Source organism: Pseudocitrobacter cyperus (genome assembly GCF_039889165.1).
Classification (GTDB): Bacteria; Pseudomonadota; Gammaproteobacteria; order Enterobacterales; family Enterobacteriaceae; genus Pseudocitrobacter; species Pseudocitrobacter cyperus.
The window spans coordinates 138,668-160,309 of sequence record NZ_JAYMYY010000007.1 but is presented as its reverse complement, the minus strand read 5'-3'; the positions used below and the strand labels follow the sequence as shown (position 1 = coordinate 160,309).

Here is a 21,642-nt window from a genome sequence, read left to right as displayed (position 1 = left end):
AGATGAACCAGTCTCTAAAAAAGATGAGCCTCACCGGGCTTATTCTGATGATCTTTACGTCGGTGTTTGGCTTCGCCAATAGCCCGTCGGCATTCTATTTAATGGGCTACAGCGCAGCCCCTTTCTATATTCTCTCGGCACTCTTCTTCTTCATCCCTTTTGCCTTAATGATGGCGGAAATGGGATCGGCGTACCGCAAAGAAGAGGGCGGGATCTACTCATGGATGAATAACAGTGTTGGGCCACGCTTCGCCTTTATCGGCACCTTTATGTGGTTCTCCTCTTATATCATCTGGATGGTCAGCACCGCGGCGAAAGTATGGGTGCCGTTTTCCACTTTCTTGTGTGGCGCAGATCAAACGCAGGTGTGGGCCTTCGCTGGCCTGACGCCCACCCAGGCTGTCGGTATTCTGGCGGTATGCTGGATGCTGCTGGTGACGTTTGTTGCTTCCCGTGGGATCAATAAAATCGCCAAAATTACCGCCGTCGGCGGGATTTCAGTGATGTGCCTGAACCTGGTGCTGCTGGTGGTGAGCATCACGATTATGGCGCTGAACGGAGGAAATTTTGCCGAGCCGATTAATTTTGTTACCTCACCGAACCCGGGCTACCAGTCTGGCCTGGCGATGCTCTCGTTTGTGGTATTCGCCATTTTTGCCTATGGCGGCATTGAAGCGGTCGGTGGGCTGGTTGATAAAACCGAAAACCCGGAAAAGAACTTTGCGAAGGGAATTATCTTTGCGGCGATTGTTATCTCGATTGGTTACGCGCTGGCGATTGTCCTGTGGGGTGTGAGCACAAACTGGCAGGCCGTGCTGAGCGATCGTGCGACCAACCTTGGCAATATTACTTATGTGCTGATGCATAGCCTGGGCGAAACGCTGGGACATGCGTTGGGGCTATCGCCTGAGGCGACCACCTCGCTTGGTGTGTGGTTTGCGCGCATTACCGGCCTGTCGATGTTCCTTGCTTATACCGGCGCGTTCTTTACCCTGATCTACTCGCCGTTAAAGGCGATTGTGCAGGGCACGCCAAAAGCGCTGTGGCCAACATCCATCACGCGCCTGAACGCGAGCGGCATGCCAGAAACCGCGATGTGGGCGCAGTGTGGCCTGGTGTGTCTGTTTATTTTGCTGGTGTCGTTTGGCGGTGATACCGCTTCCGCGTTTTATAACAAGCTTACGCTGATGGCGAACGTCTCGATGACGCTACCGTACCTCTTTCTGGCGCTGGCGTTCCCGTTTTTTAAAGCGAAAACGGGCCTGGAAAGGCCGTTTGTTATCTTTAAAACGCGCGCTTCTGCGCTGGTCGCCACCGCCGTCGTGGTGCTGATCGTATCGTTTGCCAACATCTTCACCGTTATCCAACCGGTTATTGAAGCGAATGACTGGAGTAGCGCCCTGTGGATGATGGGTGGGCCGATCTTCTTCTCACTGATGGCGATGGGAATTTATGAGAACTATCGCCGCCGGACAGCGAATGCGCCTGAGCTGGCGATAGAGTAAGAAAAAGGATCGGTAGGCCTGATAAGCGCAGCGCCATCAGACAATGGCGCTGCGCTTGCCGTCCTATCGATCCCTTAAAGGCTTTACAAACTTCCCGCCTTACGCCCACGTCCCGCAGACGTTAATGTCCTTCCTGCCGGCGTTTTCGTCCCGCCCAGGCTTTCAAGACGCATCTGGAAAGGTGGGAATGGCATGTCGATACCGTGCTCGCGGAAGCCCGCCAGAATCAACTGATGGATTTCGTGGCGTAGCGGCATACGGTGTCCCATCTCTGCTGCGTAGATACGCAGTTCAAAGATTTGGATCCCTTGTTGCAGATCGACCAGGAAAGCTTCCGGCTGCGGGTTATCAATTACCAGCGAGCAGCGCTGTGCGGCGGTGAGCAGGATCTGCGTTACCTCTTCGCTGTCCGCATCTGACGGCGCCGGAATGCTCAACACCACGCGGGTAACGGAGTCCGACAGCGACCAGTTGATGAACTGTTCGGTGATAAAGGCCTTGTTCGGCACGATAATCTCTTTACGATCCCAGTCGCTGATGGTGGTGGCGCGGGTGTTGATTTTGGTCACGCTACCGGTCAAATCGCGGATGGTGACGGTATCGCCGATACGAATCGGTTTCTCAAACAGGATAATCAGGCCGGAGATAAAGTTGGCGAAAATTTCCTGTAACCCGAAACCTAACCCGACACCGAGTGCCGCGACCAGCCACTGCAATTTCGACCACTCAATACCAATCATCGAGAAGCCAATCAGCCCGCCAAACAGCATCAGCAGGTATTTGGTGATGGTGGTGATGGCGTAGCCGGTGCCTGGCGTCAGATTGAGATGTTGTAGCAGCGCCAGTTCCAGCAGCGCAGGCAGATTTCGCACCAGTTGGGTGGTGATGATAAACACCAGAATCGCAATCAGCACCGCGCCAAGCGTAATCGGCTCAATACTCTCCACACCCTGCACGGTTGAGGAGACGTCCCACAGGGAGATATTTTCCAGGAAGCCGAAGGCCGAGTGAATTTCTGACCACAGCACGATGACCGAAACCAGCGCGATCAGCATCAGAATCGAGCGCACCAGGCGCAGGGACTGGGCGCTGATGGTATCGAGATCAACCTCGCTGACTTCTGCCTCAGCAGAGCCCTCCAGGCTGGTGGAGTGGGTCTCTTCTTCACCACGCGCACGATGGGCCAGCATCTCCGCACGGCGGTGTTTGGCGCGGTCAAACGCCAGACGGCGACGTTGGATCAGCATCCAGCGGCGGATGACGTGATAAATCACCAGCAGCAGGAACCAGATAGCGACCGATGTTTCCAGACGCGCCAGTAGCGCCTGGGATGTCGCCAGATAGCCTACGGCCGCCGCCAGAATCGCAACCATCGGCGCGCCGGAAAGCAGGTTCCATAGCAGACGGTTAACCATGTTGTCACCGTCGCCCTCTTTATCGAGCCAGAGCGGAATGCCTGCGCGCTTCAGGCTGAGCGTCACCACCGCCAGCGCCCCGCAAATCAGGATAAAGCACAGCCTGCCTAATGAGGCGGAAAACTCGCGATCGTTGAGATTATCGAACATGATCAGCGCCATAATCAGCGGTACGATAAGCCCGATGCTCATCAGGTAGTAGCGCATCGCCCGTAATACGCGGTTGCGCGGCCAGCCGAAGTGAACGATAAACAAACCGTTCGGGCGGGCAAAGGCGGCGCAGATCATCACCACCCACAACAGCGGCACCGTGGCGGTCACGCCATCGCCGATGGCTACCGCAAGCGGATACGGCCAGGCCTCCTGGAGACCATACCCCAGCGTCGCCCACAGGACGGGCAGGGGAGAAGCAACCAGAATCGACCAGAAGACGGTGCGCATAGTCAGCCAGAAGTGATCCTGAGTGACTTTGCCAACGCGAGCGCTGGAACGCTCCAGAAAACGGGTGAAATGTTTGCGTGAACTGATGCTAAAACCGACCAGAATCAGCGCGGCAAAGAGCGGCAGCAGCGTTTGCTTGCTGGTCAGCATCATGACCGTAGCTTTGCCCAACTGGCTGAAGGTATCCAGCGAGATTAAACGGCGCAGATCCTGAACCACTTCCAGCGGCCAACTGAAGTCCATTGGACGCACATCTGATGTCCAGAACAGATAGCGGTGGGTAGCTTCATTCACCTCTTTTAGCGCATCTTCAAGCTGGCTATTGGAAACTTTAAGTTTAGTCAGTTCCAGAATCAGCGTATCGCCGCCCTGTAACAGCGAGTTGAGCAGTTCACGTTGAGTGCGCAACTGTGCTTCCAGAATACGATTTTGCTCGGCGGTAAGCGGTTTACCATCGGCCTGAAGGATCTGCCGCAACTGTGGCTGCTTGTTGAGCAGGTCTTCATAGCGCAGACGATGTACGCGCAACTGCGCCATTTCGGTATCAAGCTGCTGAGGCTTCGGCATTTCCGGCAGGCGGGCGACCTGGGCACGAAGCGCTTCGCCCAACAGGTTAGAGGAACCCAGCCATTGCGACTGTTCACGCAGTGTATTCAGCGCCTGGCGCACCTGCAATGTCTGGCTGGTGGCCTGACGTTGTTGCGAGGCGACCAGATCCATACGCTGTGCCTGCTGGTTCAGTGCCTGAGAAAGCTCACGGTTAACTTTGAATTGATTAACAATACCGGCGGGCAAATTGGCACTGTTTTCAGCCAGTAACTCTGTACTTTCCAGCGCCCGTTCGGCTTCGCGCTGGCGCTGACTGTTGAGCTGATTACGCAGCGCCTGAAGATAAGCGTCGAGCTGTTCTCCCTGCTTTTGCGCCAGTTCAGAGCGCATCCGCGACAGTTCCTGGCGGTTGTTGGCAGAAAGCTGTGCCAGTTCCAGTTCATCAACCAGCGCTTTCAGGCGCGCGGAGTCAGCCTGAAGCGCCAGGTTTTGCGCCTGTGCCTGCGGCGTATTCGCGGCCAGGGTACCGATGCGTCGCTCCACTTCATTTAACTGACGACGGGCATCGGTCTGCTGCTGGGGAAGCTGGTTCAGGGAGTCGGCGATTTCCCGGGCGCGTTCCTGTTCCTGCTGTGCCAGACGGCTCTTTTCCAGAAGCTGGCTACTGACCTGCAGGATCTCCTGGCTCAGCGCATCCGCACTCAGACCTTCGGGAGCCTGCCGTGGCTCTTCACGCAGGTTATTTAACTGGGAACGTAATGTTTGGGAGAGTTTTGGAAAGTTGTCGATAACATGCTGATACTGCGTCGCACGCTCAAGAGAGCCTTTACGCTCCTCAAGCGCGTTGAGCGCACCCTGCAAAGTTTCAACGGTTTCGGGCTGGGCAGGTTTGGCGGATTTCGCCTGCTCCAGCTCCTGGGCTATCTGTTTACTGTCGGGAGCGGTCGCTGCGAACGCCCCCTGGCTGAGGCACCAGGCCATCAGGAAAGTGATAATCAGGCGCACGTCAGAACCCTTTTTTAAAGTTAGCTTTCGTCTTTCTTATCATCGACCAGCGGGCTGGCCTCAATTTCAGCCGCCACTTCTTCTTCTGGCAGAACGTCCGGCTCTGGCATCACTACAGCTTCGGTTGATACCGCCAGCGGCTGGCCGAGTTTGGTCACGGAGAGGCTTTGCAGTTGTTCAATCAACTGAACTTTCCCCGGAGAGAAGAGGTTGATAACCGTTGAACCCAATTTAAAGCGGCCCATCTCCTGACCTTTCAGCAGGGCAACGGAGCCTTCGCTGTCGCCAGCAGGCCATGTCCAGCGTTTAATGACCCCTTCACGCGGTGGCGTAATGGTGCCAGCCCATACGGTTTCGATGCTGCCGACGATAGTTGCGCCGACCAGAATTTGCGCCATTGGGCCAAACTCGGTATCGAACAAGCAAATCACACGCTCATTACGGGCAAATAAGTTCGGGACGTTCTGCGCCGTCAGGTGGTTTACGGAGAAGAGATCGCCTGGCACGTAGATCATCTCGCGCAGAATGCCGTTGCACGGCATGTGAACGCGGTGATAGTCGCGCGGTGAGAGATAGGTTGTCGCGAAGGTACCGTTACGGAAGAGATCCGCCATCAGGTAGTTGCCTGCCAGCAGCGCCTCCAGCGAATAGTCATGGCCTTTGGCCTGCAAAATTTTATCTTCTTCGATGCGACCAAGCTGGCTGATTACGCCGTCTGCCGGCATAACCAGCACGTTCGGGTCGGTGTCGACAGGGCGCACATCGTCACGCAGAGGGCGCACAAAAAAGTCGTTGAAGGTGCGATAGCTGGCAGTGTCTGGTTTCTGCGCCTCTTGCATATCGACCTTGTAGTATTTCACAAACAGATCGATAACCAGTTTGGTCAGCCATCCTGCTCGCTTGCTCGCACCCCAGCCTGCGAGGCGGGTAAGCCACAGTTTAGGCAGAATGTATTGCAGTGAAAGTTTAAGATCGTTTAACAAAGTAGCCTCCAGGCCATGATGTGTCGTTCCTGAGCCCGTATTATGCGCGGGCTCCAAAAGAAAAGGTGGCGATTTTAGCGATGCCCGAGATAAATGTCAGTCGCTAAAGCATAATTCTCAGTTATCGCCATCAGAAAAGTTTTTACGCGTTTTTACCTGCGACATACTTTCCAGGATGCGGTGATAATTTTCGAATCGCGTCTCGGCAATTTTACCTTCTTCAACGGCTTCGCGGATGGCGCAACCAGGATCGGTGTCATGTTTGCAGTCGCGGTATTTGCATAACCCCAGATAATCATGAAATTCGACAAAGCCGTGGGTGATTTGTTCCGGCTCAAGATGCCACAGACCAAATTCCCGAACGCCTGGCGAATCAATCACATCGCCGCCGTGCGGGAAGTGATAAAGGCGTGCGGCGGTGGTGGTGTGCTGTCCAAGACCCGAGTTATCGGAAACATCGTTGGTGAGGATCCGCTCTTCGTTGAGGCCCAGCAGGGCATTGAGCAGGCTCGATTTTCCAACGCCAGACTGCCCGGCAAAAATACTGATGCGGTCGGTCAGCGCCTCTTCAAGCGGCTTCAGGCCGTCCTGGGTATGGCTGGAGACCATCAATACGCGATAGCCAATATTCCGGTAGATATCCATTTGCTCATTTACGAAAGCCAGGCTTTCGTCATCCAGCAGATCGATTTTGTTCAACACGATGATGGGCTCGACGTCCAGCGTTTCGCAGGCGACAAGATATCGGTCGATAATATTCAGCGACAGCTCCGGCAGGATGGCCGAGACGATAACGATTTGGTTTATATTGGCGGCAATGGGTTTCACGCCATCGTAAAAGTCCGGACGCGTCAACACAGAGGTACGTTCATGTACCGCTTCAACGATGCCTTTGACATTAACGCCTTCGGCAGCCGCTTTGCCCGGACGCCAGACAACACGGTCGCCAGTAACCAGCGAGCGAATGGTGCGGCGGATGTTGCAGCGGTGCGTCTCGCCGTCGGCGGACTCAACGTCAGCATGCATGCCAAAGCGGCTGATAACGGTGCCTTCAGCGGCTTCACCAAACAGGTTGTCATCGTAGTCGGGCTTCTCCGCAGTCGTTTTAAGACGGCGCTGGTGGTTAGCCGACACGCGACGTTGCTGACCTTTGGAGAGTTTATTTTTACTCAATCGTACAGACTCCTGGTCGCCCATGATGGGCAAAAGTTCTATGATACACGCTATTTTAGATGAATATAGTCACGATACTGGGGTGGAAAATAGCATGAGTGCAGATGAAAACAACCTGATTTGGATCGATCTGGAGATGACCGGTCTCGATCCCGAGCGCGATCGCATTATTGAAATCGCAACCCTGGTGACCGACGCGAATCTGAACATTCTGGCGGAAGGGCCAACTATCGCTGTGCATCAGTCTGATGAACAACTGGCGCTGATGGATGAGTGGAACGTGCGAACCCATACCGGCAGCGGGCTGGTTGACCGCGTGAAAGCCAGCACCATTGACGACCGCGCGGCGGAACTGGCAACCATTGAATTTCTGAAGCAGTGGGTACCGGCTGGCAAATCGCCTATCTGCGGGAACAGTATCGGCCAGGATCGTCGTTTCCTGTTTAAATATATGCCGGAGCTGGAATCCTACTTCCACTATCGTTATCTGGATGTCAGTACACTCAAAGAGCTGGCGCGTCGCTGGAAGCCGGAAATTTTGGCCGGATTTAAGAAGCAGGGGACGCATCAGGCGATGGACGATATTCGTGAGTCGGTGGCGGAACTGGCGTACTACCGCGAGAACTTTATTAAGCTGTAATTCTCGTCTTTGCCGGATGGCGCTTGCCATTCGGCGTTAAAAGCACCAGGATGATGAATTATTCGGCACTTGAACGAGATTTCAAAAAAAACGCGCCAAAGGGGGTTGCAGCAAAAAGGATTTCTCGTATAATGCGCCTCCCGTAACGACAGAGAAATCAACGTTACGACAGCTTCAAATTAGTCACCAGATTTCAGATTTAAACGTCAGAAATCATGATGATGCGGGAATAGCTCAGTTGGTAGAGCACGACCTTGCCAAGGTCGGGGTCGCGAGTTCGAGTCTCGTTTCCCGCTCCAAAATTTGAAAAGATGCTTTCTAAGCATGCACCACCCAAGCGGGAATAGCTCAGTTGGTAGAGCACGACCTTGCCAAGGTCGGGGTCGCGAGTTCGAGTCTCGTTTCCCGCTCCAAAATTTGAAAAGTGCTTCCTAAGCACGCACCACCCAAGCGGGAATAGCTCAGTTGGTAGAGCACGACCTTGCCAAGGTCGGGGTCGCGAGTTCGAGTCTCGTTTCCCGCTCCAAATTTTCTTTCTGATTATCAAAAACCACAGTGAAATGATTTGCTGAGGTGATTTCTCGTTTCTGAAACACTCTTGTAAACAGAGTTATCCACAGATCAAGACACAGCCACTGAAATACAAAATTCTTCGAACGGTGAATAATATATCCATATCTCACTGATAGATAAGATAAAAATAACATTTCAAAATGTTAATTCGATCACTTGACCTTACAGTGTGCTTTGAATCTCTTTGCTTTTTTATTTTTATTCACAGCCTGTGAATGTTTTATGCATCCCGCGGTAATCCTTTCTCAACGACCCTCACAAGACGCTGCTTTTGCGGTAACTGCACCTCAACGACGCAGTCATTTCGTTTCTTGATCTGCTGCGCAATCGCCCACTCTATGTGTTCGTCGAGAAGTGGGTGCTCACCTCGCCGTGTTTTAAGCGCCTCAATGACTGTTTCGCTCCAGGGGGCATTTCCCAGCGCGACGGCAATATTACGCAGCCAGCGTAGATGGCCTATACGACGGATGGGCGATCCTTCGGTGACTTTAAGAAACCAGGCCTCATCCCAGGCGAAGAGAGTAATCAGTTCAGGGGCATGCAATGCCTTACGCGGGCTGAAGTCCGCTTCGTCTGTCAGTTGCGAAAAACGATTCCATGGGCAAATCAACTGGCAATCGTCACAGCCGTAGATGCGGTTGCCCATCAGCGGGCGAAATTCTTCCGGGATGGCACCTTCCAGCTCAATGGTGAGATAGGAGATACAGCGGCGGGCATCGACGGTGTAAGGTTCAACAATAGCGCCCGTCGGGCAGATGGTCATGCAGGCGACACAGCGTCCGCACTCTTCCTCCACCGGTTTATCGGTGGGCAATGGCAGGTCAATCAGTAACTCACCGAGGAAAAAGAACGATCCGGCATCGCGATTGAGGATAAGTGAGTGCTTACCTGTCCAGCCAATTCCGGCTTTTTCGGCTAGCGGGCGCTCAAGGATGGGCGCAGAATCGACAAAAGGTCTAAAATTCAGCGAGACGCACTGTTCCTGAATCATTTCGCCGAGCTTTTTAAGGCGATTACGCAGCAGCTTATGATAATCGCGCCCAAGCGCGTAGCGGCTGATGTAACCGAGCGCAGGGTTTTTCAGGGTGCTGGCAAAGGCTGCATTGGCGGGCAGATAGTTCATTCGCACGCTGATGACGCGCAATGTGCCGGGATGCAGCTCGTGAGGGCGCGCGCGCATCATACCGTGGCGTGCCATCCACTCCATCTCGCCATGGTACTGTTTGTCCAGCCATGCCTGTAATTTGGGCTCGGAGGCGCTGAGGTCGGTATCGGTGATACCTACCTGCTGAAAGCCCAGTTCAGTGCCCCATTGTTTGATTTGTTGCGCTAACTGATTGAGATCGAGGGGCTGTGACATGACGGACCATACATTGACGAGAAACTCCACAAGTATACCACACTCCGTGTGGGCTGCGGAGGCGCTGCGTTGTGCGGAAAGAGAGGCGGCAGATAGTCTTGATATCACTCTTTATGAGTTGATGCAGCGGGCGGGAGAAGCCGCTTTTAGTCTGGCGCGGGAGATTTATCCCGATACCGCGCACTGGCTGATCCTTTGCGGTCATGGCAATAACGGTGGCGATGGTTATGTCGTCGCGCGGCTGGCACAGGCCGCGGGTATTTCCGTCACTCTGCTCGCCCAGGAGAGCGATAAACCGCTACCGGAAGAAGCCCACGCCGCGCGGGAAGCCTGGCTCAACGCGGGTGGGGTGATTCATTCGACGCAGACGGTGTGGCCCGAAGAGACGGAGTTGATTATTGATGCGCTGCTCGGTACGGGCTTACAAAGCGCGCCGCGCGAAAATATCGCTCGCCTGATTGAACTGGCGAACCTGCATTCTGCGCCTGTATTTGCTCTCGATATTCCTTCTGGTCTGAACGCACAAACCGGCACGACGCCGGGCGCAGTCATTCACGCCGCACACACCCTCACCTTTATAGCCCTGAAACCCGGTTTATTAACCGGCAAAGCGCGAGATGTCGTTGGACGCTTGCACCATCATGCGCTGGGGCTGGAGTCATGGCTTGCCGCGCAAACTACGGCGATTTCTCGCGCGGATGCCTCGCAGCTTGTGCATTGGTTACCGACTCGCCGCCCAACATCACACAAAGGCGATCACGGTAAGCTGGTTATTATCGGAGGCGACCACGGTACCGCCGGGGCCATACGCATGACCAGCGAAGCGGCGCTGCGTGCGGGGGCAGGGTTAGTGCGAGTACTTACTCACATGGAAAATATCGCCCCGATTATCACCGCCAGGCCGGAACTGATGGTGCATGAACTCACGCCGGAAACGCTGGACGAAAGCCTGCACTGGGCCGATGTGGTCGTGATAGGGCCAGGGCTTGGGCAAACCGCATGGGGGAAACAGGCGCTGCGTAAGGTCGAGAACATCAACAAACCGATGCTCTGGGATGCCGACGCACTGAACCTGCTGGCAATCAATCCCGATAAACGTCACAATCGCGTAATTACCCCGCACCCCGGTGAAGCCGCACGGTTGCTGAACTGCCGCACAACAGAAATTGAAGCCGATCGCTTACTTTCTGCGCAGCGTCTGGTAAAACGGTATGGTGGTGTCGTGGTGTTGAAAGGCGCAGGCACGGTTGTGGCTTGTGAGGCGGGGGCGATAACAATTATTGATGCCGGGAATGCCGGAATGGCCAGCGGCGGAATGGGTGATGTGCTCTCCGGCATCATTGGCGCATTGCTGGGACAGGCACTCTCGCTTTATGATGCTGCCTGTGCAGGCTGTGTCGCGCACGGTGCGGCGGCGGATAAACTCGCGGCGCGCTTCGGTACCCGCGGTATGCTGGCCACCGATCTCTTTTCCACGCTACGGCGTGTTGTTAACCCGGATGTGATTGACGTAGACCATGATTAATCGAGTGATTCCCTTACCCGACGAGCAGGCGACCTTAGACCTCGGTGAACGCGTGGCGAAAGCCTGCGACGGCGCGACGGTCATCTATCTTTACGGCGACTTGGGCGCCGGCAAAACCACCTTCAGCCGCGGTTTCCTGCAAGCGCTGGGCCACCGCGGCAACGTCAAAAGCCCAACCTATACGCTGGTCGAGCCTTATACCCTCGATAAACTGATGGTTTACCATTTTGACTTGTATCGCCTTGCGGATCCTGAGGAACTCGAATTTATGGGGATCCGCGATTATTTTTCTAACGATTCCATCTGCCTGGTGGAATGGCCGCAACAGGGCGCGGGTGTACTGCCTGAACCGGATATCGAAATACACTTAGATTACCAGGCGCAAGGGCGTGAGGCGCGCATAACCGCTGTCTCCTCATTGGGTGAGTCTCTGCTGGCGCGGTTCGCCGGTTAATTTTAGGGATCACGGGATGATTTTACGCGCAAAAAGTTGGCTGGCTGCGGCGCTGATGCTGTTTAGCGTCGGCGCAACAGCGGCAACATTATCCGATATTCAGGTTTCAAATGGCGATCAGCAGGCACGCATTACCTTCAGTTTTATGGGCGACCCTGAGTACGCATTCAGCCAGGATGACCCACGCAGCGTGGCGCTGGACATTAAACAGACGGGCGTGATCCAGGGGCTACCGCTGCGTTTTAGCGGTAACAATCTGGTGAAGGCGATTCATTCCGGTACGCCGAAAGACGATCAGTCTCTGCGTCTGGTGGTCGATCTCACGCAGAAAGGCAAAACGAAGGCCGTTAAGCAGCAGAACGGCGCGAGTTATACCGTAGTATTCACCATCAATGCCGATGTTCCACCGCCGCCACCTCCGCCGCCTGCGCCGGTCGTGGTTAAGCAGGTTGAAGCGCCGGTGGTTACGCCTGCGCCGCGTCCGGTTGAGCCTGCGCGTAATCCGTTTAAAGCGCAAAACGACCGCATCACCGCGGTGACTAACACCGATACGGCGATTTCACGTCCGGCCAGCCGCAAACGCGTCGCCTCGGGCGATAAAGTGATTATCGCTATTGATGCGGGCCACGGTGGCCAGGATCCAGGCGCTATCGGCCCTGGTGGTACGCGCGAGAAAAACGTGACAATTTCTATCGCCCGTAAACTGCGTTCGTTGTTGAACGACGATCCGATGTTTAAAGGCGTACTGACCCGCGATGGTGACTACTTTATTTCGGTGATGGGGCGTTCCGACGTGGCGCGTAAACAAAACGCACACTTCCTGGTCTCTATTCACGCCGATGCCGCGCCAAGCCGTTCAGCGAGCGGCGCATCCGTATGGGTGCTCTCTAACCGTCGCGCCAACAGTGAAATGGCCGGCTGGCTGGAACAGCACGAGAAGCAGTCTGAACTGTTAGGCGGCGCGGGTGACGTGCTGGCGAACAGCCAGGCAGACCCGTACCTGAGCCAGGCGGTGCTGGATTTGCAGTTCGGTCACTCACAGCGTGTGGGTTATGACGTGGCAACCAAAGTCATCAGCCAGCTACAGCGTATCGGTAACATCCACAAGCCCCGACCGGAACATGCCAGCCTGGGCGTGTTACGTTCGCCGGATATTCCGTCGATCCTGGTCGAGACCGGTTTTATCAGCAACACTTCAGAAGAGCGTCTGCTGGCCAGCGATGACTATCAGCAGAAACTGGCGGAAGCCATCTACAACGGCCTGCGTAACTATTTCCTGGCGCACCCTATGCAATCCGGGCCGAAAGAGGAGCAGGCGCAGACCGCCAGCGCGACCTCATCGACCGGAACGTTGATTAACTAAGGAGTTTTCATGCCGATTCAGGTTCTGCCGCCACAGCTTGCGAACCAGATTGCCGCGGGCGAGGTGGTAGAGCGACCTGCGTCGGTGGTGAAAGAGCTGGTAGAAAACAGCCTCGATGCGGGCGCAACCCGCATCGATATTGATATCGAACGCGGCGGCGCAAAGCTTATCCGTATTCGCGATAATGGCTGCGGTATTAAAAAAGATGAGCTGGCGCTGGCGCTGGCGCGTCACGCCACCAGTAAAATCGCCTCCCTCGACGATCTCGAAGCGATTATCAGCCTTGGCTTTCGCGGCGAAGCGCTGGCGAGTATTAGCTCCGTCGCCCGTCTGACGCTCACTTCCCGCACGGCGGATCAGCCAGAAGCCTGGCAGGCCTATGCGGAGGGGCGCGATCAGGATGTAACGGTTAAACCGGCTGCCCATCCCATCGGCACCACGCTGGAAGTGCTGGATCTGTTCTATAACACCCCCGCGCGCCGTAAGTTTATGCGTACCGAAAAAACCGAATTTAATCATATCGATGAGATCATTCGGCGTATAGCGTTGGCGCGGTTTGATGTGGCGATCACCCTCAATCACAACGGCAAGATGATCCGGCAATACCGTGCCGTGGCACAGGGCGCACCGCGTGAGCGTCGGCTTGGCGCGATTTGCGGCAGTGCGTTTCTGGAACATGCACTGGCGATTGAGTGGCAGCACGGCGATTTAACGCTTCGCGGCTGGGTTGCCGACCCAAACCACACCACCACGGCGCTGGCGGAAATTCAATATTGTTATGTGAACGGGCGTATGATGCGCGATCGCCTGATTAACCATGCTATCCGTCAGGCCTGTGAGGATAAACTGGGGGCGGATCAGCAACCGGCATTTGTGCTCTATCTGGAGATAGACCCGCATCAGGTGGATGTAAACGTCCATCCGGCGAAGCATGAAGTGCGTTTCCATCAGTCGCGGCTGGTGCATGATTTCATCTACCAGGGCGTGATCAGCGTGTTGCAACAGCAACTTGAGACGCCACTGACGCTGGAAGAGGATGATGATGAACTTGCGCCGCGTCCGATTGCGGAAAACCGTGCCGCAGCAGGCCGTAACCAGTTTGCGCAGCCTGCGGTAGCCCGCGAGCCCGAAGCGCCGCGTTTTAATCAGCCATCTTCCGGTGTCAGTACGCGCGGTGGCGCAAGCTGGCCGAATGCACAACCGGGATACCAAAAGCAGCAGGGCGCGCTCTATCGGCAGTTGCTGGACACGCCGAAAACTGCGGATAAACCGGCACAGCCGGTTCCTGAATCCCTTGCCGGACACAGCCAGAGCTTTGGCCGCGTCTTAACCATTGTGCCGCCATGTTATGCACTGCTGGAACGCGGCGGAAAACTCAGCTTGTTATCCCTGCCCGTTGCTGAACGTTGGTTGCGTCTGGCTCAGCTTACACCGGGCGAGACCGCGATTTGCGCGCAGCCGCTGTTGATCCCTCTGCGGCTGAAAGTCAGTGAGGCGGAAGGTCAGGCGTTGCAAACCGCGCAGCCGCTACTGGCGACGCTGGGCATCGACCTTCAGGCGGAAGGCCAGCACGTGACCGTTCGCGCCGTGCCTTTACCCTTACGCCAACAAAATTTACAAAACTTGATTCCTGAACTGATAGGCTATCTGGTGCAGCAAACTCAGGCTGATGCGGGCGATATCGCCCAATGGCTGGCCCGCAACCTGGCGAGCGAGCATGTCCAGTGGAACATGTCTCAGGCTATTGCGATGTTGGCGGATGTTGAACGACTCTGCCCACAACTGGTCAAAGCACCTCCAGGTGGTCTGTTACAACCTGTTGATTTAGATTCTGCGATGAACGCCCTGAGAAATGAGTGACGTGACTGAGGCTTGCCTGCCAAAGGCGATTTTTTTAATGGGGCCAACCGCTTCCGGTAAAACGGCGTTGGCTATCGAATTACGTAAAGTTTTACCTGTAGAGTTGATTAGTGTTGATTCCGCCCTCATTTATCGAGGGATGGATATCGGGACGGCGAAGCCGAATGCGGAAGAACTGAATGCCGCACCGCACCGATTGTTAGACATTCTCGACCCGGCACAGGCCTACTCCGCCGCGGATTTCCGCCGCGATGCGTTAGCCGAAATGGCCGAGATTACTGCCGCAGGGCGAATACCGCTACTTGTTGGCGGAACGATGTTATATTTCAAGGCGTTACTGGAAGGGTTGTCGCCGTTACCGTCGGCAGATCCGCAGATCAGAGCGCGAATTGAGCAACAGGCAGCAGAGCAGGGATGGGCCGCGTTACACGAGCAACTTACGTCAATTGACCCGGTTGCCGCCGCGCGAATTCATCCGAATGATCCGCAAAGACTTTCCCGGGCACTGGAAGTTTTTTTCATTTCGGGTAAAACTTTAACGGAACTGACGCAAACGTCAGGAGAGGCTCTGCCCTATAAGGTGCATCAGTTCGCCATCGCCCCGGCGAGCCGTGAACTGCTCCATCAGCGCATTGAGCAGCGTTTTCATCAGATGTTAGCTTCAGATTTTGAAGCAGAAGTGCGGGCGCTTTTTGCCCGTGGAGATTTGCATACGGATATGCCTTCCATTCGTTGTGTTGGATATCGCCAGATGTGGTCATACCTCGAAGGCGAGATCTCATACGATGAAATGGTTTATCGAGGAGTTTGCGCCACGAGGCAGCTTGCCAAACGCCAGGTGACCTGGTTGCGCGGTTGGGATGGGGTTCACTGGTTAGATAGCGAACAACCTGAACGAGCGTTCAACGAAGTATTAGAGGTTATTGGTGATTGTGTAGGCTGAATGTGTACAATTGAAACGTATTCGTGCGCAATTTTAAGAACCTGTAGGTTCTAAGTACAAATAAGCATATAAGGAAAAGAGAGAATGGCTAAGGGGCAATCTTTACAAGACCCGTTCCTGAACGCACTACGTCGGGAGCGTGTTCCGGTTTCTATTTATTTGGTGAATGGTATTAAGCTGCAAGGTCAAATTGAGTCTTTCGACCAGTTCGTGATCCTGTTGAAAAACACGGTCAGCCAGATGGTCTATAAGCACGCAATTTCCACTGTTGTTCCGTCCCGTCCGGTATCTCATCACAGCAATAACGCTGGCGGCGGCACCAGCAGTAACTACCATCATGGTAGCAACGCGCAGGGTTCTACCACTGCGCCGCAAGACAGCGACGACACAGAATAAGTTAACGCTGTTTCCCGGTCGGGGAGCCAGGTTTACCCGGTTCCCCGCTGGTATTTTATGAGGATTTACGCTTGTTTGACCGTTATGATGCCGGTGAGCAGGCGGTGCTGGTACACATCTATTTTTCGCAAGACAAAGATATGGAAGATCTCCAGGAGTTTGAATCTCTGGTCTCTTCCGCCGGTGTCGAAGCAATGCAGGTGATTACTGGTAGCCGTAAAGCACCGCACCCAAAGTATTTTGTTGGTGAAGGTAAGGCTGTCGAAATTGCGGAAGCCGTAAAAGCGACAGGCGCTTCTGTCGTTCTCTTTGACCATGCGCTGAGCCCAGCCCAGGAACGTAACCTGGAACAACTGTGCGAATGCCGGGTTATCGACCGCACTGGTCTGATATTGGATATTTTCGCCCAACGTGCGCGTACCCATGAGGGTAAACTGCAGGTTGAGCTGGCGCAGTTGCGCCATCTGGCGACGCGCCTGGTGCGTGGCTGGACCCACCTTGAAAGACAAAAAGGCGGTATCGGTTTGCGCGGCCCGGGTGAAACCCAGCTCGAAACTGACCGTCGTTTACTGCGTAATCGTATTATGCAAATCCTCTCGCGGCTTGAGAAAGTGGAAAAGCAGCGTGAGCAGGGACGTCGATCCCGAACAAAAGCGGATGTCCCGACGGTGTCGTTGGTGGGTTACACCAACGCCGGGAAATCGACGCTGTTTAACCAGATAACCGAAGCGAAGGTTTACGCGGCAGATCAGTTGTTTGCCACGCTGGATCCTACACTACGCCGTATTGATGTCGCCGATGTCGGTGAGACGGTGCTGGCGGACACGGTCGGCTTTATTCGCCACCTGCCGCATGACCTGGTGGCGGCGTTTAAAGCAACGTTGCAGGAAACCCGTCAGGCGACCCTGCTGCTGCATGTCATTGATGCTGCAGATGTTCGCGTGCAGGAAAATATTGATGCTGTAAATACAGTGCTGGAGGAGATCGATTCGCTTGAGATCCCCACGCTGCTCGTGATGAACAAAATCGACGTGCTGGACGATTTCGAACCGCGCATCGACCGAGATGAAGAAAACAAACCTGTCCGGGTCTGGCTTTCCGCGCAGACCGGGGTGGGTGTGCCACTGCTTTTCCAGGCTTTAACCGAACGGCTTTCCGGGGAAGTAGCGCAGCATACTCTGCGCCTACCGCCTGAGGAAGGGCGTTTAAGAAGCCGGTTTTATCAGCTTCAGGCGATAGAAAAAGAGTGGATGGAGGAGGACGGCAGTGTCAGTCTGCAAGTTCGTATGCCGATTGTTGACTGGCGTCGCCTCTGTAAACAAGAACCGGCGTTGACCGATTACGTGGTCTAGCCGGCAGCTTGCCTGGAGCATGGAGTCATTTCGCCTGTCCCCTGCCGTCGCAAGACATTGGGGATCACCGCATAACAAATATGGAGCACATACATGGCGTGGAATCAGCCCGGTAATAACGGACAAGACCGCGACCCGTGGGGAAGCAGCAAACCTGGCGGCAACTCTGAGGGAAATGGAAACAAAGGTGGTCGCGAACAGGGGCCGCCCGATCTGGATGATATCTTCCGCAAACTGAGCAAAAAGCTCGGTGGCCTTGGCGGCGGTAAGAGCGGTTCTGGTGGCGGTACAACTCAGGGGCCGCGCGCGCCTATGAGTGGCCGCATCGTCGGTATCGCAGCGGCAGCCGTTGTCATCATCTGGGCAGCCAGCGGGTTCTATACCATCAAAGAAGCCGAACGTGGCGTGGTGACTCGCTTTGGTAAGTTCAGCCATCTGGTTGAGCCTGGTCTGAACTGGAAACCGACGTTTATCGACGAAGTGACGCCGGTGAACGTCGAAGCGGTTCGTGAACTGGCCGCTTCCGGCGTGATGCTGACCTCTGACGAGAACGTGGTGCGCGTTGAGATGAACGTGCAGTACCGCGTGACCGATCCTCAGCGCTATCTGTTTAGCGTCACCAGCGCCGACGACAGTCTGCGTCAGGCGACCGACAGCGCCCTGCGTGGTGTCATCGGTAAATACACCATGGACCGTATTCTGACGGAAGGTCGTACCGTTATTCGTAGCGATACCCAGCGTGAGCTGGAAGAAACCATTCGTCCGTACAACATGGGTATTACCCTGCTGGACGTCAACTTCCAGGCCGCTCGTCCGCCGGAAGAAGTGAAGTCTTCCTTCGATGATGCGATTGCCGCGCGTGAAAACGAACAGCAATACATTCGTGAAGCAGAAGCTTACACCAACGAAGTTCAGCCGCGTGCGAACGGTCAGGCACAACGTATTCTGGAAGAGGCGCGTGCTTATAAGACGCAGACCGTTCTGGAAGCGCAGGGTGAGGTGGCTCGCTTTGCCAAGATCCTGCCGGAGTATAAAGCTGCACCGCAAATTACCCGTGAACGTCTCTACATTGAGACCATGGAAAAAGTCCTGAGCCATACGCGTAAAGTGCTGGTTAACGACAACAAAGGTGGCAACCTGATGGTTCTGCCGCTTGACCAGATGCTGAAAGGTGGGAACACCTCCGGTGCAAAGAGCGATAACAGCGGGGCCAACAACCTGCTGCGCCTGCCGCCGGCGTCTTCCTCCAGCAACAGCGGAGCGAGCAACTCATCGTCCACCAGTCAGGGCGATATCATGGACCAACGCCGCGCTAACGCGCAGCGTAACGACTACCAGCGTCAGGGGGAATAACGATGCGTAAGTCAGTTATCGCGATTATCATCATCGTGCTGGTAGTGCTGTACACCTCTATCTTTGTAGTAAAAGAGGGTGAGCGTGGGATTAAGTTCCAGTTCAGCAGCGTCGTGCGCGACAGCGACAAAAAACCGTTGATCTATGAGCCGGGCCTGCACTTTAAAGTCCCGTTCATTCAGTCGGTTAAGATGCTGGATGCGCGTATTCAAACCATGGATAACCAGGCCGATCGCTTTGTAACCAAAGAGAAAAAAGACCTGATCGTTGACTCCTACATCAAGTGGCGCATCAGCGATTTCAGCCGCTACTTCCTGGCAACAGGCGGTGGTGACGTTTCTCAGGCTGAAGTGCTGCTGAAACGTAAGTTCTCTGACCGTTTGCGTTCTGAAATTGGTCGTCTGGATGTGAAAGACATCGTCACCGATTCCCGTGGTCGTCTGACCCTGGAAGTGCGTGATGCGCTGAACTCCGGTTCTGCGGGTACCGAAGACGAAGTGGAAACGCCAGCCGCGGATAACGCGATTGCCGAAGCCGCTGAGCGCGTGACAGCAGAAACCAACGGTAAAGTGCCGGTCATCAACCCGAACAGTATGGCGGCGTTAGGTATTGAAGTGGTCGATGTGCGTATCAAGCAGATCAACCTGCCGACCGAAGTGTCCGAAGCGATTTACAACCGTATGCGCGCTGAGCGTGAAGCGGTTGCCCGTCGCCACCGTTCACAAGGTCAGGAAGAGGCTGAAAAGCTGCGCGCGGCGGCTGACTATGAAGTCACCAAAACGCTGGCGGAAGCTGAGCGTCAGGGTCGTATCCTGCGCGGTGAAGGCGATGCCGAAGCGGCGAAACTGTTTGCTGACGCCTTCAGTCAGGATCCGGATTTCTATGCCTTTATCCGTAGCCTGCGCGCTTACGAAAGCAGCTTCCAGAGCAATCAGGACGTGATGGTTCTGAGCCCGGATAGCGATTTCTTCCGCTATATGAAAACGCCGAACGCAACGGCGCGTTAATCGCCCCTAAAGCGTGAGTGCTTAAAAACCACCGCATCTTCGGATGCCGGTGGTTTTCTTTTATAAGGACGAAAAATGAACTCTACAATCTGGCTCGCGCTGGCGTTAGTTTTGGTGCTGGAAGGGCTTGGCCCGATGCTTTATCCGAAGACCTGGCGCAAGATGATCGCTACGATGACCCAATTACCCGATACGATGTTACGTCGATTTGGCGGCGGTCTTGTGGTTGCGGGTATTGTGATCTACTACATGTTGACGAAAACGATTAGCTGAACAAAAAACGGCCTTTTCAGCATGATTTTGAATATAAAAAGTGCTGTATATCTGAAAAAGCGATGGTAGAATCCATTTTTAAGCAAACGGTGATTTTGAAAAATGGGTAACAACGTCGTCGTACTGGGCACCCAATGGGGTGACGAAGGTAAAGGGAAGATCGTCGATCTCCTGACAGAACGGGCTAAATATGTTGTACGCTACCAGGGCGGTCACAACGCAGGCCATACTCTCGTAATCAACGGTGAAAAAACCGTCCTCCATCTTATTCCATCAGGTATTCTTCGCGAAAACGTCACCAGCATCATCGGTAACGGCGTTGTGCTGTCTCCTGCGGCGCTGATGAAAGAGATGAAAGAACTGGAAGACCGTGGTATCCCGGTTCGTGAACGTCTGCTGCTCTCTGAAGCATGTCCGCTGATCCTCGATTATCACGTTGCGCTGGATAACGCACGTGAGAAAGCGCGTGGCGCGAAAGCGATTGGTACCACCGGTCGTGGTATCGGCCCGGCTTACGAAGATAAAGTCGCGCGTCGCGGTCTGCGTGTTGGCGATCTGTTCGACAAAGAAACCTTCGCTGAAAAACTGAAAGAAGTGATGGAATATCACAACTTCCAGTTGGTGAATTACTACAAAGTTGACGCAGTTGACTACCAGAAAGTGCTGGACGATGTCATGGCGGTTGCCGACATCCTGACCGGTATGGTGGTTGATGTGTCTGACCTGCTGGACCAGGCGCGTAAACGTGGCGATTTCGTCATGTTCGAAGGCGCGCAGGGTACGCTGCTGGATATCGACCACGGTACCTATCCGTACGTAACGTCTTCCAACACCACTGCGGGTGGCGTGGCGACCGGCTCCGGCCTGGGCCCGCGTTATGTGGATTACGTACTGGGTATCATCAAAGCTTACTCCACTCGCGTGGGTGCGGGCCCGTTCCCGACTGAGCTGTTTGATGACACTGGCGAGTTCCTGTGCAAACAGGGTAACGAATACGGTGCAACCACTGGTCGTCGCCGTCGTACCGGTTGGCTGGATACCGTCGCGGTTCGCCGTGCGGTGCAGATCAACTCCCTGTCTGGCTTCTGCCTGACTAAACTGGACGTACTGGACGGCCTGAAAGAGGTTAAACTCTGCGTGGCTTACCGTATGCCGGATGGCCGCGAAGTGACGACCACTCCGCTGGCAGCAGACGACTGGGAAGGTATCGAACCGATTTACGAAACCATGCCTGGCTGGTCTGAATCCACTTTCGGTGTGAAAGAGCGTAGCGGCCTGCCACAGGCAGCGCTGAACTACATCAAGCGTATCGAAGAAGTGACCGGTGTGCCGATTGATATTATCTCTACCGGCCCGGATCGTACCGAAACGATGATCCTGCGCGACCCGTTCGACGCATAATTGATGGAAATGCCCGGTAACGATGGTTAACCGGGCTGATAAGCCGGATAACGCGCTCAGCGCTGCAATCC

17 protein-coding genes and 3 tRNA genes are annotated in these 21,642 nt (G+C 54.8%); 16 read left to right on the top strand and 4 right to left on the bottom strand.

The genetic code is table 11. The annotated features are described in order from the left end of the window. Positions 1–2 precede the first annotated feature (2 nt). Positions 3–1,505 (top strand): glutamate/gamma-aminobutyrate family transporter YjeM, encoded by a 1,503-nt coding sequence (gene yjeM / locus VSR74_RS19725; protein WP_347796268.1) that lies wholly within the window; start codon positions 3–5, stop codon positions 1,503–1,505. Between the two features lie 83 nt (positions 1,506–1,588). Here yjeM and mscM read toward each other — a convergent pair whose 3' ends face one another. From mscM to rsgA, 3 genes are all read right to left on the bottom strand, one after another. Further along, positions 1,589–4,915, bottom strand: a complete 3,327-nt coding sequence (gene mscM, locus VSR74_RS19720; protein WP_347796267.1) for a miniconductance mechanosensitive channel MscM — start codon at positions 4,913–4,915, stop codon at positions 1,589–1,591. A gap of 20 nt (positions 4,916–4,935) precedes the next feature. Beyond that, positions 4,936–5,898, bottom strand: coding sequence for an archaetidylserine decarboxylase (gene asd, locus VSR74_RS19715; RefSeq protein WP_347796266.1), 963 nt, complete (start codon positions 5,896–5,898; stop codon positions 4,936–4,938). A 117-nt stretch (positions 5,899–6,015) separates the two neighbouring features. Further along, the gene (gene rsgA / locus VSR74_RS19710) at positions 6,016–7,071 is read right to left on the bottom strand and encodes a small ribosomal subunit biogenesis GTPase RsgA (protein WP_347796265.1); all 1,056 of its coding nucleotides are present in this window, start codon (positions 7,069–7,071) and stop codon (positions 6,016–6,018) included. Positions 7,072–7,165: 94 nt separating this feature from the next. On the opposite strand from rsgA, the gene orn reads away from it, so the two are divergent. The 4 genes from orn (at position 7,166) to VSR74_RS19690 (ending at position 8,237) form a co-directional block, all read left to right on the top strand. After that, on the top strand, positions 7,166–7,711 hold the full coding sequence (gene orn, locus VSR74_RS19705; protein WP_347796264.1) for an oligoribonuclease: 546 nt from the start codon (positions 7,166–7,168) through the stop codon (positions 7,709–7,711). A gap of 223 nt (positions 7,712–7,934) precedes the next feature. After that, positions 7,935–8,010: transfer RNA gene (locus tag VSR74_RS19700), tRNA-Gly, on the top strand. Positions 8,011–8,048: 38 nt separating this feature from the next. Continuing rightward, positions 8,049–8,124, top strand: a tRNA-Gly gene (locus VSR74_RS19695). A gap of 37 nt (positions 8,125–8,161) precedes the next feature. Then, positions 8,162–8,237: transfer RNA gene (locus tag VSR74_RS19690), tRNA-Gly, on the top strand. Between the two features lie 267 nt (positions 8,238–8,504). Here the strand turns inward: VSR74_RS19690 and queG are convergent. Continuing rightward, positions 8,505–9,644: a tRNA epoxyqueuosine(34) reductase QueG gene (gene queG, locus VSR74_RS19685; RefSeq protein WP_347796263.1), complete on the bottom strand. Its 1,140-nt coding sequence runs from the start codon at positions 9,642–9,644 to the stop codon at positions 8,505–8,507. On the opposite strand from queG, the gene nnr reads away from it, so the two are divergent. The 11 genes from nnr (at position 9,643) to purA (ending at position 21,571) form a co-directional block, all read left to right on the top strand. After that, positions 9,643–11,169, top strand: a complete 1,527-nt coding sequence (nnr, locus tag VSR74_RS19680) for a bifunctional ADP-dependent NAD(P)H-hydrate dehydratase/NAD(P)H-hydrate epimerase (RefSeq protein ID WP_347796262.1) — start codon at positions 9,643–9,645, stop codon at positions 11,167–11,169. The genes queG and nnr overlap by 2 nt on opposite strands. Then, on the top strand, positions 11,162–11,623 hold the full coding sequence (tsaE, locus tag VSR74_RS19675; protein ID WP_347796261.1) for a tRNA (adenosine(37)-N6)-threonylcarbamoyltransferase complex ATPase subunit type 1 TsaE: 462 nt from the start codon (positions 11,162–11,164) through the stop codon (positions 11,621–11,623). Before nnr ends, tsaE begins: the two co-directional genes overlap by 8 nt. Positions 11,624–11,639: 16 nt before the next feature. Next, positions 11,640–12,986: an N-acetylmuramoyl-L-alanine amidase AmiB gene (amiB, locus tag VSR74_RS19670; protein WP_347796260.1), complete on the top strand. Its 1,347-nt coding sequence runs from the start codon at positions 11,640–11,642 to the stop codon at positions 12,984–12,986. Between the two features lie 9 nt (positions 12,987–12,995). Continuing rightward, positions 12,996–14,846, top strand: coding sequence for a DNA mismatch repair endonuclease MutL (gene mutL / locus VSR74_RS19665; protein WP_347796259.1), 1,851 nt, complete (start codon positions 12,996–12,998; stop codon positions 14,844–14,846). Next, complete coding sequence (miaA, locus tag VSR74_RS19660) at positions 14,839–15,789, top strand: tRNA (adenosine(37)-N6)-dimethylallyltransferase MiaA (protein ID WP_347796258.1); 951 nt, start codon at positions 14,839–14,841, stop codon at positions 15,787–15,789. The genes mutL and miaA overlap by 8 nt, the downstream gene beginning before the upstream one ends. Before the next feature lie 84 nt (positions 15,790–15,873). Then, positions 15,874–16,185: an RNA chaperone Hfq gene (hfq, locus tag VSR74_RS19655; protein WP_347796257.1), complete on the top strand. Its 312-nt coding sequence runs from the start codon at positions 15,874–15,876 to the stop codon at positions 16,183–16,185. Between the two features lie 71 nt (positions 16,186–16,256). Beyond that, positions 16,257–17,537, top strand: coding sequence for a ribosome rescue GTPase HflX (gene hflX / locus VSR74_RS19650; protein ID WP_347796256.1), 1,281 nt, complete (start codon positions 16,257–16,259; stop codon positions 17,535–17,537). A 93-nt stretch (positions 17,538–17,630) separates the two neighbouring features. Beyond that, positions 17,631–18,890, top strand: a complete 1,260-nt coding sequence (hflK, locus tag VSR74_RS19645) for an FtsH protease activity modulator HflK (RefSeq protein WP_347796255.1) — start codon at positions 17,631–17,633, stop codon at positions 18,888–18,890. Positions 18,891–18,892: 2 nt separating this feature from the next. Next, positions 18,893–19,897 (top strand): protease modulator HflC, encoded by a 1,005-nt coding sequence (gene hflC, locus VSR74_RS19640; RefSeq protein WP_015966210.1) that lies wholly within the window; start codon positions 18,893–18,895, stop codon positions 19,895–19,897. A 75-nt stretch (positions 19,898–19,972) separates the two neighbouring features. Then, positions 19,973–20,170, top strand: coding sequence for a DUF2065 domain-containing protein (locus tag VSR74_RS19635; protein WP_347796254.1), 198 nt, complete (start codon positions 19,973–19,975; stop codon positions 20,168–20,170). 102 nt (positions 20,171–20,272) lie between these two features. After that, positions 20,273–21,571, top strand: a complete 1,299-nt coding sequence (gene purA, locus VSR74_RS19630) for an adenylosuccinate synthase (RefSeq protein ID WP_015966208.1) — start codon at positions 20,273–20,275, stop codon at positions 21,569–21,571. Positions 21,572–21,642 lie beyond the last annotated feature (71 nt).

Bases quoted from the DNA above. Each gene is read 5' to 3' on its own strand.
- VSR74_RS19635 (WP_347796254.1), top strand. From the start codon at position 19,973: ATGAACTCTACAATCTGGCTCGCGCTGGCGTTAGTTTTGGTGCTGGAA.
- miaA (WP_347796258.1), top strand. From the start codon at position 14,839: ATGAGTGACGTGACTGAGGCTTGCCTGCCAAAGGCGATTTTTTTAATG.
- mutL (WP_347796259.1), top strand. From the start codon at position 12,996: ATGCCGATTCAGGTTCTGCCGCCACAGCTTGCGAACCAGATTGCCGCG.
- tsaE (WP_347796261.1), top strand. From the start codon at position 11,162: ATGATTAATCGAGTGATTCCCTTACCCGACGAGCAGGCGACCTTAGAC.
- hfq (WP_347796257.1), top strand. From the start codon at position 15,874: ATGGCTAAGGGGCAATCTTTACAAGACCCGTTCCTGAACGCACTACGT.
- amiB (WP_347796260.1), top strand. From the start codon at position 11,640: ATGATTTTACGCGCAAAAAGTTGGCTGGCTGCGGCGCTGATGCTGTTT.
- purA (WP_015966208.1), top strand. From the start codon at position 20,273: ATGGGTAACAACGTCGTCGTACTGGGCACCCAATGGGGTGACGAAGGT.
- nnr (WP_347796262.1), top strand. From the start codon at position 9,643: ATGACGGACCATACATTGACGAGAAACTCCACAAGTATACCACACTCC.
- queG (WP_347796263.1), bottom strand. From the start codon at position 9,644: ATGTCACAGCCCCTCGATCTCAATCAGTTAGCGCAACAAATCAAACAA.
- hflK (WP_347796255.1), top strand. From the start codon at position 17,631: ATGGCGTGGAATCAGCCCGGTAATAACGGACAAGACCGCGACCCGTGG.
- hflC (WP_015966210.1), top strand. From the start codon at position 18,893: ATGCGTAAGTCAGTTATCGCGATTATCATCATCGTGCTGGTAGTGCTG.
- orn (WP_347796264.1), top strand. From the start codon at position 7,166: ATGAGTGCAGATGAAAACAACCTGATTTGGATCGATCTGGAGATGACC.
- yjeM (WP_347796268.1), top strand. From the start codon at position 3: ATGAACCAGTCTCTAAAAAAGATGAGCCTCACCGGGCTTATTCTGATG.